15 protein-coding genes are annotated in these 16,225 nt (G+C 71.3%); 9 read left to right on the top strand and 6 right to left on the bottom strand.

Annotated elements, in window-relative coordinates; all coding sequences use genetic code 11:
- Window positions 1–19: 19 nt before the first annotated feature.
- Window positions 20–916 (top strand): NYN domain-containing protein, encoded by an 897-nt coding sequence (locus tag B5557_RS15260; RefSeq protein WP_079659836.1) that lies wholly within the window; start codon window positions 20–22, stop codon window positions 914–916.
- Here B5557_RS15260 and B5557_RS15255 read toward each other — a convergent pair.
- Both B5557_RS15255 and B5557_RS15250 read right to left on the bottom strand, forming a co-directional pair.
- Window positions 913–1,794 carry an alpha/beta fold hydrolase gene (locus tag B5557_RS15255; protein WP_079659835.1) on the bottom strand — a complete coding sequence of 294 codons (882 nt, stop codon included), beginning with the start codon at window positions 1,792–1,794 and terminating at the stop codon, window positions 913–915. The genes B5557_RS15260 and B5557_RS15255 overlap by 4 nt on opposite strands.
- A gap of 99 nt (window positions 1,795–1,893) precedes the next feature.
- Complete coding sequence (locus tag B5557_RS15250; RefSeq protein ID WP_079659834.1) at window positions 1,894–4,680, bottom strand: DEAD/DEAH box helicase; 2,787 nt, start codon at window positions 4,678–4,680, stop codon at window positions 1,894–1,896.
- A 513-nt stretch (window positions 4,681–5,193) separates the two neighbouring features.
- Here B5557_RS15250 and B5557_RS15240 point away from each other — a divergent pair.
- Window positions 5,194–5,931: a ferritin-like fold-containing protein gene (locus B5557_RS15240; RefSeq protein WP_079659833.1), complete on the top strand. Its 738-nt coding sequence runs from the start codon at window positions 5,194–5,196 to the stop codon at window positions 5,929–5,931.
- 3 nt (window positions 5,932–5,934) lie between these two features.
- Here the strand turns inward: B5557_RS15240 and B5557_RS15235 are convergent, their stop codons facing one another.
- The 4 genes from B5557_RS15235 to B5557_RS15220 all read right to left on the bottom strand — a co-directional run bounded on the left by B5557_RS15235 (window position 5,935) and on the right by B5557_RS15220 (window position 7,806).
- The gene (locus B5557_RS15235) at window positions 5,935–6,210 is read right to left on the bottom strand and encodes a hypothetical protein (RefSeq protein WP_079659832.1); all 276 of its coding nucleotides are present in this window, start codon (window positions 6,208–6,210) and stop codon (window positions 5,935–5,937) included.
- Between the two features lie 181 nt (window positions 6,211–6,391).
- A complete protein-coding gene (locus tag B5557_RS15230) occupies window positions 6,392–6,619 on the bottom strand; it encodes a DUF3107 domain-containing protein (RefSeq protein ID WP_020130831.1) in 228 nt (75 codons plus the stop codon).
- A gap of 146 nt (window positions 6,620–6,765) precedes the next feature.
- The gene (locus B5557_RS15225; protein WP_079659831.1) at window positions 6,766–7,407 is read right to left on the bottom strand and encodes a TetR/AcrR family transcriptional regulator; all 642 of its coding nucleotides are present in this window, start codon (window positions 7,405–7,407) and stop codon (window positions 6,766–6,768) included.
- Between the two features lie 180 nt (window positions 7,408–7,587).
- Entirely contained in the window at window positions 7,588–7,806 is a 219-nt protein-coding gene (locus tag B5557_RS15220; protein WP_079659830.1) for a hypothetical protein, read from the bottom strand.
- A 240-nt stretch (window positions 7,807–8,046) separates the two neighbouring features.
- On the opposite strand from B5557_RS15220, the gene B5557_RS15215 reads away from it, so the two are divergent.
- The 7 genes from B5557_RS15215 (at window position 8,047) to B5557_RS15190 (ending at window position 16,152) form a co-directional block, all read left to right on the top strand.
- Window positions 8,047–9,030, top strand: coding sequence for an alpha/beta fold hydrolase (locus B5557_RS15215; RefSeq protein ID WP_079659829.1), 984 nt, complete (start codon window positions 8,047–8,049; stop codon window positions 9,028–9,030).
- A 298-nt stretch (window positions 9,031–9,328) separates the two neighbouring features.
- Window positions 9,329–10,453, top strand: a complete 1,125-nt coding sequence (locus tag B5557_RS15210; RefSeq protein ID WP_443031352.1) for a DUF3152 domain-containing protein — start codon at window positions 9,329–9,331, stop codon at window positions 10,451–10,453.
- A 70-nt stretch (window positions 10,454–10,523) separates the two neighbouring features.
- A complete protein-coding gene (locus B5557_RS45940) occupies window positions 10,524–10,619 on the top strand; it encodes an Ms4533A family Cys-rich leader peptide (RefSeq protein WP_331716836.1) in 96 nt (31 codons plus the stop codon).
- Between the two features lie 149 nt (window positions 10,620–10,768).
- A complete protein-coding gene (locus B5557_RS15205) occupies window positions 10,769–12,487 on the top strand; it encodes an ABC transporter substrate-binding protein (RefSeq protein WP_079659827.1) in 1,719 nt (572 codons plus the stop codon).
- A 4-nt stretch (window positions 12,488–12,491) separates the two neighbouring features.
- Window positions 12,492–13,478, top strand: coding sequence for an ABC transporter permease (locus tag B5557_RS15200; protein WP_079659826.1), 987 nt, complete (start codon window positions 12,492–12,494; stop codon window positions 13,476–13,478).
- Window positions 13,475–14,464 (top strand): ABC transporter permease, encoded by a 990-nt coding sequence (locus tag B5557_RS15195; RefSeq protein WP_079659825.1) that lies wholly within the window; start codon window positions 13,475–13,477, stop codon window positions 14,462–14,464. The genes B5557_RS15200 and B5557_RS15195 overlap by 4 nt, the downstream gene beginning before the upstream one ends.
- On the top strand, window positions 14,461–16,152 hold the full coding sequence (locus B5557_RS15190) for a dipeptide ABC transporter ATP-binding protein (protein ID WP_079659824.1): 1,692 nt from the start codon (window positions 14,461–14,463) through the stop codon (window positions 16,150–16,152). The genes B5557_RS15195 and B5557_RS15190 overlap by 4 nt, the downstream gene beginning before the upstream one ends.
- Window positions 16,153–16,225: the final 73 nt, after the last annotated feature.

Genomic DNA, 16,225 nt, shown 5'->3' with positions numbered 1-16,225 from the left:
CACCGGGACAATGGAGACGATGAACGACGACCTCCCGGCCCTCGCCGCCCGCATCGACCGCACGAACGAGCTGCTGACGCGCATGCTCGCCGAGGTGGCCAAGACGCCCTCGACCCACGCGATCTTCGTCGACGCGGGGTACCTGTACGCGGCCGCGGGACGCCTGGTGGCCGGGACCGAGGACCGTCGCGCCTTCGACCTCGACGCGGAAGGCCTGATCGAGGCGCTCATCGACCGGGCCCGCTCGATCTTCGCCGACAGCCGGCTGCTGCGCGTCTACTGGTACGACGGCGCCCGGCGCCGCATCCACACCGCCGAGCAGCAGTCCATCGCCGAACTGCCGGACGTCAAGGTGCGGTTGGGCAACCTGAACGCCAACAACCAGCAGAAGGGCGTCGACTCGCTGATCCGGACGGACCTTGAGTCACTGGCCCGCCACCGCGCCATCAGCGACGCGGCCCTGCTGGGCGGCGACGAGGACCTGGTCTCGGCGGTGGAGGCCGCCCAGGGGTACGGCGCCCGCGTCCACCTCTGGGGCATCGAGGCGCCGGAAGGCCGCAACCAGGCCGAGCCGCTGCTCTGGGAGGTCGACAGCCAGCGCACCCTCGACCTCGACTTCTTCAAGCCGTACGTCGCACGGCGCACCGTCGCCGGCTACGAGGCGAACGGGGCGAGCCGGCCCACCCGCGAGGCCGTCCGCTTCGTCGGCGCGCAGATCGCGGCGAAGTGGCTCGCCGCCCGGGGCAGGGAGACCCTCGCGGAGCTGCTGCCGGGCCACCCCTACCTCCCCGGCTCCGTCGACCAGGATCTCCTCGTCGAGGCCGAGGGCATCCTGCAGTACTCCCTGCGCGGCCAGGCCGACCTGAGACGCGCCCTGCGGGACGGCTTCTGGGAGCACGTGCAGGGGCAGTACTAGCGGTGCTGGATTCGTCCCCAGAAATCGGCGAGGGCGCGGGCCGTCGGCAGCGGCTGGTCCAGGTTCGGTGAGTGCTCGGCGCCCGGCACGACGGTCCGGTGCGCACGAAGCTCCAGGGCCATGCCGTCCAGGAGAGTGACCGGCCAGGTGTCGTCCCGTGCGCCCGACAGGACGTGGAACGGCAGTGGGACGGCGGCGAGTTCGGCTACCCGGTTCGGCTCGACGCACAACTGGCGGCCGGTGACGAGGAGTTGGGCGGGCTTGTGGTTGAGCCAGCGCAGCCGCAACTGCTCCGGGTCGCCGAAGCCGCGGGCCGGCCCGCCGACCTCCTCCGGCGGCCCCATCGCCACTATCGCCGCCCACACCTGAGACATCGTCATCACCGCGAGCGCGTCGTGCAGCAGCTTCACGCGCTGCTTCTGCGACTCCGAGATCTCGGCCGGACCCGACGAGACCAACGTGAACGAGACGAAGGGGGAGTGGTCGAGAAGGACGGCGGCGCGGGCGATCTGACCGCCGAGGGAGTGCCCGACGAGGTGCAGGGGCGTGTCGAGGGCCGCTGCCTGCGCCAGGACGTCCCGGGCCAACTCCGCCTGGGCGTAGGGGGATTCGTCCTCGGCCGGTCCATCGGACTCGTTCTGTCCACGCCCGTCCACGGAGATGCTCCGGTAGCCGCGGGCCGCGAGCGGCCCGTGCAGCTGGTGGAAGTCCTCCTTGCTCCCGGTGAAGCCGGGCAGCAGCAGCGCGACACCGCGCGGCTCGACACCGGCGGCCACGGGCGCGTCGACGACGGCGAACTCACCCCGCTCGGTCCGCAGGGAGTACGCACGCGCGCCTGCGGGCGGGGGGAAGGGGGTGCTGCTGCTCGGCGTGGTCACGTGCCGAGGCTACCGGGAGCGTGCGCCGCGCACGCCGACGGCCCGGCCCCTCACCGAGGAGGGGCCGGGCCGTCGGACTGTCGTGCCGTGCCGTGCCGGTCAGCCGTCCGCGGGCTCCGCGGCGGCCGTCGCCTTGCGGGTGCGACGCACCCTCGGCTTCGCCTCGGCCTCGGCGGCGGGGGCCTCGGCCGGTGCGGTGGCTGCCGTCTTGCGGGTGCGGCGCGGCTTGGTGGCTGCGGCTTCCTGCGTGGCCTGGGCCGGGATGTCGGCCGTGGTGACCGTCGTCTCGGGCTCGGTGGCCTTGCGGGTGGTGCGGCGGCGCGGCTTTGCCTCGGTCGCCTCGGCGGTGTCGACCGCGGCCTCGGCCGGTGCGGTGGCGGCCGTCTTGCGGGTCCGGCGCGGCTTGACCTCCGCGGTCTCCGCGACCGGCTCCGCCTCCGTCGCCTTGGCGGCCGACGCTGCCGTCTTGCGGGTGCGGCGCGGCTTCGCCTCCGTGCCCTCGGCGGTGTCGACCGCGGCCACGGCCTCGGCCGGTGCCGCGGCAGCCGTCTTGCGGGTGCGCCGCGGCTTGGCCTCCGGCGCGGTGGCTTCCGGGGTTTCGACGGTCACGGCGGCGGTAGCGGCCGTCGCTGCCGTCTTGCGCGTGCGCCGCGGCTTGGCCTCGGTGGCCTCGGCCGTGTCCACGGCGGTTTCGGCCGGAGCCGTCGCCTTACGGGTGCGGCGGGGCTTTGCCTCGGTCGCCTCGGCGGTGTCGACCGCCACCGTGACCGCGGTCTCGGCCGGTGCGGTGGCTGCCGTCTTGCGGGTGCGGCGCGGCTTGGTGGCTGCGGCTTCCTGCGTGGCCTGGGCCGGGATGTCGGCCGTGGTGACCGTCGTCTCGGGCTCGGTGGCCTTGCGGGTGGTGCGGCGGCGCGGCTTTGCCTCGGTCGCCTCGGCGGTGTCGACCGCGGCCTCGGCCGGAGCCGTGGCTGCCGTCTTGCGGGTGCGGCGCGGCTTGGCCTCGGCCTCGGCCTCGGGTGCGGCCGCGGGCTCGACGGCCGCGGTGACCTCCGGGGCCACGGCGGGAGCCGCCGCCTTCCGGGTACGGCGGCGCGGCTTGACCTCGGCCGCCTCGGCGGTCTCGGGCGCCTCCGTGGCCTCCACCGTGTCGACCACGGTCTCGGCAGCGGCGGCCGCCTTGCGGGTACGGCGACGGCGCGGCTGCGCCGGGATCTCCGCAGCGGACTCCGGGGTGTCGAGGGCCGGGACCTCCACCGTCGCCACGGCCGCTTCCACGGCCGCTTCCACGGCCTCGGCGACGGCCTCGACGGCCGCGGCGGTGGCGTTGGCCGTCACAGCGGCGGCCTCCTGCGCCGATCCACTGCGCGTACGGCGCCGACGGCGCGGGGTGCGCGGACCGGCGGCCTCCTCCGTCACGGACGTCGGCTCGGCCGGGGGCGCCTGCTCCGGTGCCGTGATCGCGGCGGGCGCGGGCGTCGCGTCGAGAGGCGCGCCGTTGCGCGTACGACGGCGGCGACGCGGCGTACGGGCGGCCCGCTCGCGCTCACCGGCACGCTCACCGGCACTGGAACGCTCGCCGGAACCGGAACGCTCGCCGGAACCGGAACGCTCGCGCGCAACGGAGCGGGAGTCGCCCCGGCCGCCTCGCTCGCCACGGCCGCCGCGGTCACCGCGACCGCGTCCGGCGCGTCCGCCCGGCTCGCCCAGGTCCTCCAGCACCTCCGCGTCGAGCCCGGCGCGAGTGCGCTCCGCGCGCGGCAGGACACCCTTGGTGCCCGCGGGGATGTTCATCTCCTCGAAGAAGTGCGGGGAGGTGGAGTACGTCTCCGGCGGGTCGCTGAAGTCGAGCTCCAGAGCCTTGTTGATGAGCTGCCAGCGCGGGATGTCGTCCCAGTCGACGAGCGTGACGGCGATGCCCTTGGCGCCCGCGCGGCCGGTACGACCGATGCGGTGCAGGTACGTCTTCTCGTCCTCGGGGGACTGGTAGTTGATGACGTGCGTGACGCCCTCGACGTCGATGCCGCGGGCGGCGACGTCGGTGCAGACGAGAACGTCGACCTTGCCGTTGCGGAAGGCGCGCAGCGCCTGCTCGCGGGCGCCCTGGCCGAGGTCGCCGTGGACGGCGCCGGAAGCGAAACCGCGCTGCTGGAGCTGGTCGGCGAGGTCGGCCGCGGTGCGCTTGGTACGGCAGAAGACCATGGCCAGTCCCCGGCCGTCGGCCTGCAGAATGCGCGCGACCATCTCGGGCTTGTCCATGTTGTGCGCGCGGTACACGTGCTGCTTGGTGTTCGCGACGGTCCTGCCCGCGTCGTCGGGCGAGGTGGCGTTGATGTGCGTGGGCTGCGACATGTAGCGGCGGGCGAGACCGATGACCGCGCCGGGCATGGTCGCCGAGAACAGCATGGTCTGGCGCTTCGCCGGAAGCATGTTGATGATCTTCTCGACGTCGGGCAGGAAGCCCAGGTCGAGCATCTCGTCGGCCTCGTCGAGGACGAGCGACCTGATGTGCTTGAGGTCGAGCTTCTTCTGGCCCGCGAGGTCCAGCAGGCGGCCCGGGGTGCCGACGACGACGTCGACGCCCTTCTTGAGGGCCTCGACCTGGGGCTCGTAGGCCCGGCCGCCGTAGATGGCGAGGACGCGCACGTTGCGCACCTTGCCCGCGGTCAGCAGGTCGTTGGTGACCTGTGTGCACAGCTCACGCGTGGGGACGACGATGAGCGCCTGCGGGGCGTCGGTGAGGGCCTCGGGCTGGGCGCGGCCGGCCTCGACGTCGGCGGGGACGGTCACGCGCTCGAGGAGCGGGAGGCCGAAGCCGAGCGTCTTGCCGGTGCCGGTCTTGGCCTGGCCGATGACGTCCGTGCCCGTGAGGGCCACGGGGAGCGTCATCTCCTGGATGGGGAAGGGGGTGGTGATGCCGACGGCCTCCAGGGCCTCGGCGGTCTCGGAAAGGATTCCGAGCTCTCGAAACGTCGTAGTCAGGGTGCTGCCTCTTCTGTGTGCGCGGTGCGAGGCGAGCGCGGGGGGTCTTTGACGGACCGTGCCGGGGGACGTCGGCTGCCCTACGGGCTGCCCTTGGGGGCACTGCCGTATGGCACGGGACCTCTGCCGACGCTCTAGCGCTCGTACCGCTGAGGGGTTCCCTCCGATCGTCGTACGCACAGTGCCGTACGGTCAGGGAGGGCTGTCGGGTCGGAGCCGATCGGGCCACCGACCGGGCATCCTCATACGTGCGGCCCGTCGAATATTCGGCAGGCGCATTACCACCATACCCCGGAATCGTGCACATGTGATGGCCGATTCGGTCACGTTGTGGTTGTCACAGTGCCAGGCGCGGTCCCGTACGTCTTCGTTGTCACACTGACTGACCAGGGACTTCCACCGTGCGGCGAGCGGGCTATTGTGCGCTTCATGACGACCTCTGACAAGCCCGAGAACACCGCCACCGGTATCGCCGCCCAGGACTGGGCGACGGCCTCCGCCGACCCGCAGTACCGGGCCGCGGTCGTGGATCTGCTGGGTGCGTTGGCGTACGGCGAGCTGGCGGCGTTCGAGCGGCTCGCGGAGGACGCCAAGCTGGCGCCCACGCTCGAGGACAAGGCGGAGCTGGCGAAGATGGCGTCCGCCGAGTTCCACCACTTCGAGCGGCTGCGCGACCGGCTCACGGAGATCGGCGAGGAGCCGACGCGGGCGATGGACCCCTTCGTCGCAGCGCTCGACGGCTTCCACCGGCAGACGGCGCCGTCGGACTGGCTGGAGGGCCTCGTCAAGGCGTACGTCGGTGACTCGATCGCCAGCGACTTCTACCGTGAGGTCGCGGCGCGTCTGGACAGCGACACCCGGGCCCTGGTGCTGGCGGTGCTCGACGACACCGGACACGCAGGCTTCGCCGTGGACCGGGTGCGGGCCGCGATCGACGCGGAGCCGCGGGTCGGCGGGCGGCTCGCGCTGTGGGCGCGTCGGCTGATGGGCGAGGCCCTGTCGCAGTCCCAGCGGGTGGTCGCGGACCGCGACGCGCTGTCGACGATGCTCGTGGGCGGCGTCGCGGACGGCTTCGACCTCGCCGAGGTGGGCCGGATGTTCTCCCGCATCACCGAGGCGCACACCAAGCGGATGGCGGCGCTGGGACTGGCTGCTTAGGGCTCAGACCTGCGCCGGTGCCGATCGTCGGCGGAAGTGACCGGACGGGCGCAGTAGCAGGGAGAGTGAGGCGGCAGAGACGACCGCCGCGCCGAGCAGGCTCGCCAGGACGGAGCCGGAGCCCAGCGCGCTGTGGGTGACGAAGTCACCGAACAGGGCTCCGGCGACGCCCGTCGCGAGGACGAGCGTGCGGACCGGCAGGCGGTGGGAGAGGCGGTGGACCGCCGCCCACGCCAGCACAAGACCGAGCGCAGCGGAGCCGAGCGCTTCCAAGATCATTTAGGTCCCTCCCGAGCGGCTGGGCCGTGCACCAAGGTCGTAGCCCGTCATACCCGTGACCTGCGGAATGCAATCCTCATCTGTGGTCGACCCGTGTGTCGTCCGTGAACGAGAACAGGAGAGGGGCCCGACATCTCGTCGGGCCCCTCTCCTGTCATGCGGCTAGAGCTGTTCCGCCGGCTTACAGCGCGCCGAAGCCCACCTTGCGCGGGGCGGGCTCGCCCAGCTCGACATAGGCCAGGCGGTCGGCCGGAACCAGGACCTTGCGGCCGTGCTGGTCCACGAGGCTGAGCAGCTGCGACTTCCCGGCCAGTGCCTCGGCCACCACGCGCTCGACCTCCTCGGGAGTTTGACCGCTCTCCAGAACGATCTCGCGAGGCGCGTGCAGCACGCCGATCTTGACCTCCACGGCTATGTCCCTCCGACGGTCATGAGGTGCGCGGGCGTCCGCGCCGTACGCTGCACACATTAGCCCGGTGAGGGGACGTACACGGCGTGGCCGTCCACGCCAGGAGCGAACAGCGGACGGGAACAAACGGCCGGGCGCCCCCGCGGTCAGTGCTGATCGGTGCCGTGCAGCGGGAAACCGGCGATGCCCCGCCAGGCCAGCGAGGCCAGCAGTTGCACCGCCTGGTCGCGCGGGACGCTGCGGTCGCTGTGCAGCCAGGACCGGGCCACGACCTGCGCGAGGCCGCCCAGACCCGAGGCGAGCAGCATCGACTCCGCGCGCGAGAGGCCGGTGTCCTCGGCGATGACCTCGGAGATCGCCTCGGCGCACTCGACGGTGACCTTGTCGACGCGCTCACGCACCGCGGGCTCGTTCGTCAGGTCCGACTCGAAGACCAGGCGGAAGGCGCCGCCGTCGTCCTCCACATACGCGAAGTACGCGTCCATCGTGGCCCGTACGCGCTGCTTGTTGTCGGTCGTCGAGGCGAGCGCGCCGCGCACGGCCTGGATCAGGGACTCGCAGTGCTGGTCCAGCAGGGCGAGGTAGAGGTCGAGCTTGCCGGGGAAGTGCTGGTAGAGCACCGGCTTGCTGACGCCGGCCCGCTCGGCGATGTCGTCCATCGCGGCCGCGTGATAGCCCTGCGCGACGAAGACTTCCTGGGCGGCGCCCAGCAGCTGGTTCCGTCGGGCACGGCGCGGCAGGCGGGTGCCCCGCGGGCGCGCCGCCTCTGTCTGCTCGATGGCTGTCACGCCGCCTCCCAAAGTGGTCCTCTTGCGGTGAGCGCCGCGCCGCCATCGTACTTTTCGGTAACCGTGGTGTGCGCGGTGCGAGCGCAGAATTTCACGGACCGGACGGCAGCAAAAGCGGTAGAGATGGTTTTGAACCGGAATCTTCCGGGCAAACTCTGGCCCGCTCCAGCTCGGTGCCGGTCAGCGATAGTCGTCCTCGTCGAGTGAGACGACGCGAGCCTGCTCGACGAGATCGGCCTCGTTCGCCCGGGCCGGGTCCACGTCCTCCAGAGGGTCGTCGCGCTCCGCCGCGACGTCCGTGTACTGCTCGGCGGCGTCGTTCTCCGGCGCCTCGACGTCGATCTCCCCGAAGTCGTCGTCCTCTTCGAACGTCTCCGGGTCGGTGGGGTCAACGGCCATGGTGGGCTCCCTTCCTCCGAACGTCCCTGCGAGCTGCAGGGCCTCAAGCGGGTGCCCTCGGTACGAGCCTAGGAGACACCCGTTTCGGACGCTATGCGATCCGTATGCGGAGTGCCCCTGATTCACGCTGGTATGGCGTACGCGCGGTGCGGGTGCGGTGTCGGTCTCGACAAGCGTTCGACCCGCGCGTGTGATGGCGAACACACCAGGCTGCGCGTGATCGTCTCGTAACATTGCCGCATGTCTTCGACCGAGCTGCCCTCCGTGCCGCCCACCAGTGTGCTGCCGAAGGCCACCGCCGTGCGGGTCGCGGAGGGCGAGCGGGTCCGGTCGGTGGGGCTGCCGGGCATCACGCTGACGATCCGTTCCCGGCCGCCCGCGCGCGAGGGGCTCGAGCCCGCGCTGTACGTGCACGGCCTGGGCGGTTCCTCGCAGAACTGGTCGGCGCTGATGGCACTGCTCGACGGGGTTGTGGCGAGCGAGGCCGTCGACCTGCCGGGCTTCGGCGACTCCCCGCCGCCCGACGACGGCAACTACTCCATCACGGCACACGCGCGTGCCGTGATCCGCTACCTCGACGCGGCCGGCCGCGGGCCCGTCCACCTCTTCGGCAACTCCCTCGGCGGCGCCGTGTCCACGCGCGTCGCCGCCGTCCGCCCCGACCTGGTGCGGACGCTGACGCTGGTCTCGCCCGCACTGCCCGAGCTGCGCGTCCAGCGGACCGCCGTGCCCACCGGCCTGGTCGGCCTGCCCGGCGTGGCCGCGCTCTTCAGCCGGTTCACCCGGGAGTGGACGGCCGAACAGCGCGTCCGCGGCGTCACGGCGCTCTGCTACGGCGATCCCGGACGGGTCTCTCCGGAGGCGTTCCGTCACGCGGTGGAGGAGCTGGAGCGGCGACTGCAGCTGCCGTACTTCTGGGACGCGATGACGCGCTCCACGCGCGGGCTGCTCAGCGCGTACACCCTGGGCGGCCAGCACGGGCTGTGGCGCCAGGCCGAGCGTGTCCTCGCCCCGACCCTCCTCGTCTACGGAGGCCGCGACCAGCTCGTCGGCTTCCGCATGGCCCAGCGGGCCGCCCGCGCCTTCCGCGACTCCCGGCTGCTCACGCTGCCGGACGCCGGACACGTGGCGATGATGGAGTACCCCGAGACGGTGGCGACGGCGGTCCGGGAACTCCTCGCCGACACCTCGACCGCGACCCCGACCGAGACCACGGGGGGCTGAGGCCGACGTGGGACGCCACAGCCGGCGTGGACCCGCGCCCAAGGGCGCCGGGAAAGGCGACTCCAAGGGCGCGCCGCAGGAGGCTCCCCCAGGGCCTTCGAAGGGGGACATCCGGGGTGCCCGCGTCCAGACCCCGCCCCCGGGCCATGACGGCACCCCCGCGCACGGACTCCCCCGCTTCCCCGACGGCACGCCCGCCCACGGATTCCCGCAGGTGCGGGGCGGCCATCCCGAGCAGCGTGAAACCGGGGGCGGCTGGGGTGACTTGAGAGGGCGGCAGACGGGTACCGGGCAGCCCGTGATACCGCGTCAGCGACCGATGCCGCCGGGCGGCCCGCGCGAGGTCTCCCGTCAGGGGCCGCGCCAGGACTACCTCGACGCCTTCCAGGAGGGCGACGAGGCCTTCACGCGCGTGGGGACGCCGTATGCGGCCACGCGCGCGCGTGCACAGGAGCACTACGCCTCCCTCGACGCTTCGGGCACCGGCCTCACCGGTCTCACCGACCGGAACACCGTCTCCCGTTCGGCCGCCCCGGCGGGGCTCGACGGGGACGACCGGGACGGTCCGCCGCCCGCCGACGGGCCCTGGTCCGCCAAGACCGCAGGGGCCGCCAAGGGGGCCAAGGGGCGCACGTTCACCGGCATCGCGGCCGCCGCCGTCACCACCGTGCTGGCCGTCGTGGTGGCCGGCCAGGTCACCGGCGGGCGGGACGACGACGCCGTCCAGTCGCAGTCCGCCACCGGCCAGGCCCGCGACGGCCTCGACGACGCCGCGCGCGGCGACGACCGGCCGAGCCCGTCCGTGTCCCCCGAAGTGGCCACACTCACGTACGCGCAGCGGATGAACCTGCGGTACCCGCTCGGCGCCAAGCTCAAGGGCTCGGGGAAGTTCGACGCGATCGCGGGCATCGACAAGGCGCCCGGCGAGGGGCAGAAGTACACCTACCGCGTGGACGTGGAGCAGGGCCTCGGGCTCGACGGCGAACTCTTCGCGCAGGCCGTGCAGAAGACGCTCAACGACGACCGCAGCTGGGCCCACAACGGCGCCCGCACCTTCGAGCGGATCCACTCGGGCAAACCGGACTTCGTCATCACCCTCGCCAGTCCCGGCACCACCGCCGACTGGTGCGCCAAGTCGGGCCTGGACACCACCGAGGACAACGTCTCCTGCGACTCTGCCGCCACCGAACGGGTGATGATCAACGCCTACCGGTGGGCGCAGGGCTCGAAGACCTACGGCGACAAGATGTACGCCTACCGGCAGATGCTGATCAACCACGAGGTCGGCCACCGGCTCCGCTACGGCCATGTCACCTGCGACAAGAACGGCGACCTCGCGCCGGTCATGCAGCAGCAGACCAAATTCCTCGACCACAACGGGATTCACTGTCTGCCCAACCCCTGGCCCTATCCCAAGAGTTGATCCTCTCCGGTGGACAGACGTCTCATTGGTCACGTTGACATGCCCAGAAAGTTCCTCCATATTGCTGCGCATGTGGTCTAGTCATCCCGTGGACAGCAGCGCCGCCATCGAGCTGGCGCTCCTCGGCGTGACCACACTCTGCGTGGCAGACATTCTCTGTAGCTGACCCTCGCCTCTGGCGTTGGCGTCGCGATTCCTCTTCCCTTTTTCGTGCCTCGGGCACGGCGTTTTCGACGACCTGACGCCGAGCGGACGTCTGCTCAGTTCCGTCTCACTCCTCGTCATTCCGTCTCATCATTCGAGAGGTCGTCTTCGATGCGTCATCCGTCCCTCATAGCGCGCCGCGTGGCCGCGGCATCCGTCAGCCTGGTGGTGGCAGCGGGCGCCGCCGCGTGCGGCCCTGAGGACAACGATGCCAAGGCCTCCGGCAGCGACTCCACACCGCACAAGGGCGGCACGCTCACGGTCCTGAACTCCGAGCCGCAGACCGACTTCGACCCGGCCCGGCTGTACACCTCCGGCGGCGGCAACGTGCCCTCCCTCGTCTTCCGCACCCTCACGACCCGCAACCGCGAGAGCGGCGCAGCCGGCGCGAAGGTCGTCCCCGACCTCGCCACCGACACCGGGCGCCCCAACAAGGACGCGACCGTGTGGACGTACACCCTGAAGACGGGGCTCAAGTACGAGGACGGCACCGCGATCACCTCGGCCGACATCAAGTACGGCATCGAGCGCTCCTTCGCGCCCGAGCTGTCCGGTGGCGCGCCCTATCTGCGGGACTGGCTGGTCGGCGCGGCCGACTACCAGGGGCCGTACAAGGACGCCAAGGGCCTCGCCGCCATCGAGACGCCGGACGACCGGACCATCGTCTTCCATCTGAACAAGCCCGAGGGCGAGTTCCCCTTCCTGGCCACGCAGACGCAGTTCGCGCCCGTGCCGAAGGCCAAGGACACCGGCACGAAGTACGAGGAGCACCCGATCTCGTCCGGCCCCTACAAGGTCGTCAAGAACGAGAACGACGGTGAGACCGTTCTTCTGGAGCGCAACACCCATTGGTCCGCCTCGACGGACGCCGAGCGCAAGGCGTACCCGGACAAGATCGACGTCAAGTCCGGGCTCGACTCCTCGGTGATCAACCAGCGGCTGTCCGCGTCCCAGGGTGCGGACTCGACGGCGGTCACCACGGACACCAACCTCGGCCCCGCCGAGCTCGCCAAGGTGACCGGCGACAAGGAGCTCGCCGCGCGGGTCGGCACCGGGCACTTCGGCTACACGAACTACATAGCGTTCAACCCGACCGTCAAGCCGTTCAACAACGTCAAGGTGCGGCAGGCGATCTCCTACGCCATTGATCGCTCGTCGGTCGTGAACGCCGCCGGTGGGTCGTCGCTGGCCGAGGCCGCCACCACCTTCCTGCCGAACCAGAAGTCCTTCGGCTACGAGCCGTACGACCTGTTCCCGGCGGGCGACTCCGGCAACGCTGCCAAGGCCAAGGAACTGCTGAAGGAGGCCGGTTACCCCAACGGGCTCACCGTCACGCTGACCCACAACAACGCCCAGAACTTCAAGACCAGCCCCGAGATCGCGACCGCCGTCCAGGACGCGCTCAAGAAGGCCGGCATCACCGTCAAGCTGCAGGGCCTGGAGGACAACAACTACTCGGACACGGTCCGCAGCGCGAAGACCGAGCCGGGCTTCTTCCTCGCCACGTGGGGCGCCGACTGGCCCTCCGGCGGTCCCTTCCTCGCCCCGATCTTCGACGGCCGTCAGATCGTCAAGGACGGCGCGAATTTCAACTCGGGCCTGCTCAATGACAAGTCGGTCAATGCCGAGATTGACGCGATCAACAAGTTGACCGATCTTGACGCTGCCGCCAAGAGGTGGGGTGCACTGGACAAGAAGATCGGCGAGCAGGCACTGACCGTGCCGCTGTTCCACCCGGTCTACAAGCGGTTGGTCGGCAAGGACATCAAGAACGTCGTGATCAGCGACTGGACCGGTGTGCTGGACATCTCGCAGGTCGCGGTCAAGTAACCCGATGAGCGAAGTACTTGTCGCCGTCGAGACCCCCGGGGCAGCCGTCCCGGGGGTCTCGGGGGCTCGTCAGTTCTGGCGGCGGCTGCGGGCGCAGCGGGCCGCCATGGTCGCGGCGGGCGTCGTCGCGCTGCTCGTCCTGGTCGCGCTCGCGGCGCCCCTGCTCACCGCGCTGGAGGGCCAGGACCCGAACACCTACCACTCCTCTCTGGTGGACTCCGCGCGCGGCGGTGTGCCCGTCGGGTCGCTCGGCGGCATCAGCGGGGACCACTGGCTCGGCGTCGAACCGCAGACAGGACGCGACCTGTTCGCACGTCTTGTGTACGGCGCCCGGGTCTCGCTGGGGGTCGCGCTGGCCGCCACGGTCGTCCAGGTGTTGATCGGTGTCGTCGTGGGTGTATCGGCTGCGCTCGGCAGTCGATGGGTTGATCAACTGTTGAGCAGGTTCACGGACGTCATCGTCGCCATGCCCCTCATGATCATGTCGTTGGCGCTCCTCGCGATCGTTCCGTCGAGCTTCCCGCGACCTGTACTGGTCGCGTCGGTCATCGGGTTGATCGCGTGGGGCAGCATCGCCAAGATCGTGCGCGCCCAGACGCTGACGCTCAAACAGCTCGACTACGTCGCCGCGGCCCGGCTCAGCGGCTGGGGCACCTGGCGCATCGCCCGCCGCGAACTGCTGCCCGGCATCGCCGCGCCGATCATCACCTACGCGGCGCTGCTGGTGCCGTCCAACATCTCTGCCGAAGCCGCCCTGTCCTTCCTTGGCGTCGGTGTGAAGCCGCCGACGCCGTCCTGGGGACAGATGCTCACCGCCGCCGACGTCTGGTACCAGGCCGCCCCGCAGTACCTGCTGCTGCCCGCGGGCGCGCTCTTCGTCACCGTCCTCGCCCTGACCGTCCTCGGCGACGGCATACGCACCGCCCTGGACCCGCGCGCGGCGTCCCGGCTGCGCGTCGGCACCGGCCGCAAGAGGGAGGCCAAGGCATGACAGGCTTTCTCCTACGGCGCGTGCTCGGCGCCGTCGTCACCCTGTTCGCCATCTCGGTGATCGTCTACGTCGTCTTCTACGTCACCCCCGGCAACGTCGCGCAGATCACCTGCGGTCCGCGCTGCTCGCCGGAACAGGTGCATCAGGTCGCCCAGCAGCTCAGGCTCGACGACCCGCTGTACGTGCGCTACTGGCACTTCCTGGAGGGCCTCGTGGCCGGCCAGGACTACTCGACCGGCACCTCCGTGGAGCACTGCTCCGCGCCCTGCCTCGGGCTGTCGTACCAGAGCGACCAGCAGGTCACCCAGCTGATTCTGAACAAGCTGCCGGTCAGCCTGTCGCTGGTGTTCGGCGCGATGGTGCTGTGGCTGATCCTCGGCGTCGGCACCGGCGTCCTGTCCGCCTGGCGGCGCGGCAGGCTCAGCGAGCGGCTGCTGACCGGCGTTACGCTCGCGGGCGTGGCCACGCCGGTCTTCGTCATCGGCCTGGTCCTGATGATCGTCGTCTGCGGGCAGCTCCAACTGCTGCCGTTCCCGCAGTACGTGAACTTCACCGACAACCCGGAGCAGTGGGCGTGGAACCTGCTGCTGCCCTGGCTCTCGCTCGCCCTCATCGAGGCCGCCGCGTTCGCCCGCCTCACGCGCGCGTCGATGCTGGAGACGCTCGCCGAGGACCACATCCGCACCTTCCGCGCGTACGGCGTCGGCGAGCGGTCGATCATCGGACGGCACGCGCTGCGCGGGGCGTTCGCGCCGGTCATCGCGCTGAACGCGAACAACTTCGGCTCCGCGGTCGGCGGCGCGGTACTCACCGAGACCCTCTTCGGGCTCCCCGGCATCGGACAGGAACTGGTACACGCGGTCAACGTCGTCGATCTGCCGGTCGTCGTCGGGATGGTCCTGGTCATCGGTTTCTTCGTGGTGCTCGCCAACGCCGTCGCGGACGTCCTGTACGCGGTGGCCGACCGACGGGTGGTGCTCACATGAGCCTGGTGGAAGTCACCGACCTGACGGTCGGGTTCGGGTCACTACGGGCCGTCGACGGCCTCTCCTTCCGCCTGGAGGAGGGCGCGGCTCTCGGTCTGGTCGGCGAGTCGGGCTCCGGCAAGTCCACGGTCGCCTCGGCCCTGCTGGGGCTGCACCGGGGGACGGGGGCCGCCGTGGGCGGCTCGGTACGGGTCGCGGGGACCGACGTACAGGCCGCGTCCGACGAGGAGTTGCGGCGGCTGCGCGGCGGCCGGGCGGCGATGGTCTTCCAGGACCCGCTGTCCTCTCTCGACCCGTACTACGCGATCGGCGACCAGATCGCCGAGGTGTACCGCGTGCACGCGCGCGTGTCGCGCCGTGCGGCACGCGCGCGTGCGGTGGAGGTCCTGCAGCGCGTCGGAATCCCGGACGCGGTACGACGGTCCCGGTCGCGCCCGCACGAGTTCAGCGGAGGCATGCGCCAGCGCGCCCTCATCGCCATGGCACTGGCCTGCGAGCCCGACCTGCTGATCGCCGACGAGCCGACGACCGCGCTGGACGTGACCGTCCAGGCCCAGATCCTCGACCTGCTGCACACCCTGCGCGAGGCGACCGGCATGGGGCTGCTGCTGGTCACGCACGACGTGGGCGTGGCGGCGGAGAGCGTCGACGAGGTGCTGGTCATGCGGCACGGGCGGCTCGTCGAGCACGGCCCGGCGGGCACCGTCCTGGCGACGCCCGCGCAGGCGTACACACGGGAACTGCTGGGCGCGGTACCGCGGGCGGACGTGAAGAGAGAGGTCTTCGATGCCTCCGAGTCTTCCGATGCGTCCGAGGTTTCCGATGCCTCCGAGTCTTCCGAGGCTTCCAAGGGCGAGGCTGCCGAGAAGCCGGTCGTCAAGGGGGCGGTTGTTGCTGAGGTGGTGCTCGAAGCGAGCGGGCTGCGGCGCGAGTTCGGGCGCGGGAAGCGGGCGTTCGCGGCCGTGGACGGCGTGTCGCTGACGGTCCGCCGGGGCGAGACCCTCGGCGTCGTCGGGGAGAGCGGCAGCGGCAAGACGACGCTGGGCCGGATGCTGGTCGGGCTGCTGGAGCCGACGGCGGGCGAGGTCCGCTACGAGGGGCGGGTGTCGTCGGGCGTGAACCCGACCGTGCAGATGGTCTTCCAGGACCCCGTCTCCTCCCTCAACCCCCGCCGCAGTGTGGGCGAGTCCATCGCCGACCCGCTCCGCGCGCGGGGTGAGCGCGACGATGCGCGCATCAGGAGGCGGGTGAGGGAACTGTTGGAGCGCGTGGGACTCGAAGCGGAGCACTACGACCGCTACCCGCACGAGTTCAGCGGCGGTCAGCGCCAGCGCGTCGGCATCGCGCGGGCGCTCGCGGCCGACCCGCACGTCATCGTCTGCGACGAGCCGGTCTCCGCACTCGACGTGACCACCCAGGCCCAGGTCGTCGCCCTGCTCGGCGAACTGCAGCGCGAACTCGGCCTCGCGCTGGTCTTCGTCGCCCATGACCTGGCCGTGGTGCGCCAGGTCAGCGACCGCGTCGCGGTGATGCGACACGGCCGCGTCGTCGAGGAGGGCCCCGCCGACGAGGTGTACGAGTCGCCGCGCGACCCCTACACCAAGCAGCTCCTGGCCGCCGTACCGGCGCTCGACCCGGCGGTCGCGGCCCGGCGGCGCGCCGAACGGCGGGAGTTGGCCGTGGCGTAACGTTTCGCGGTCGGATGATCTCTTAGCGCGACCGAACGCGACCCGCACGGGAAAGTTACGACCGTTCACCCCT

Origin of the sequence: Streptomyces sp. 3214.6 (assembly GCF_900129855.1) — a bacterium.
Classification (GTDB): domain Bacteria; phylum Actinomycetota; class Actinomycetes; order Streptomycetales; family Streptomycetaceae; genus Streptomyces; species Streptomyces soliscabiei.
Note: the sequence above shows the minus strand (reverse complement) of the source record. Positions and strands in the feature narration are given on the sequence as shown.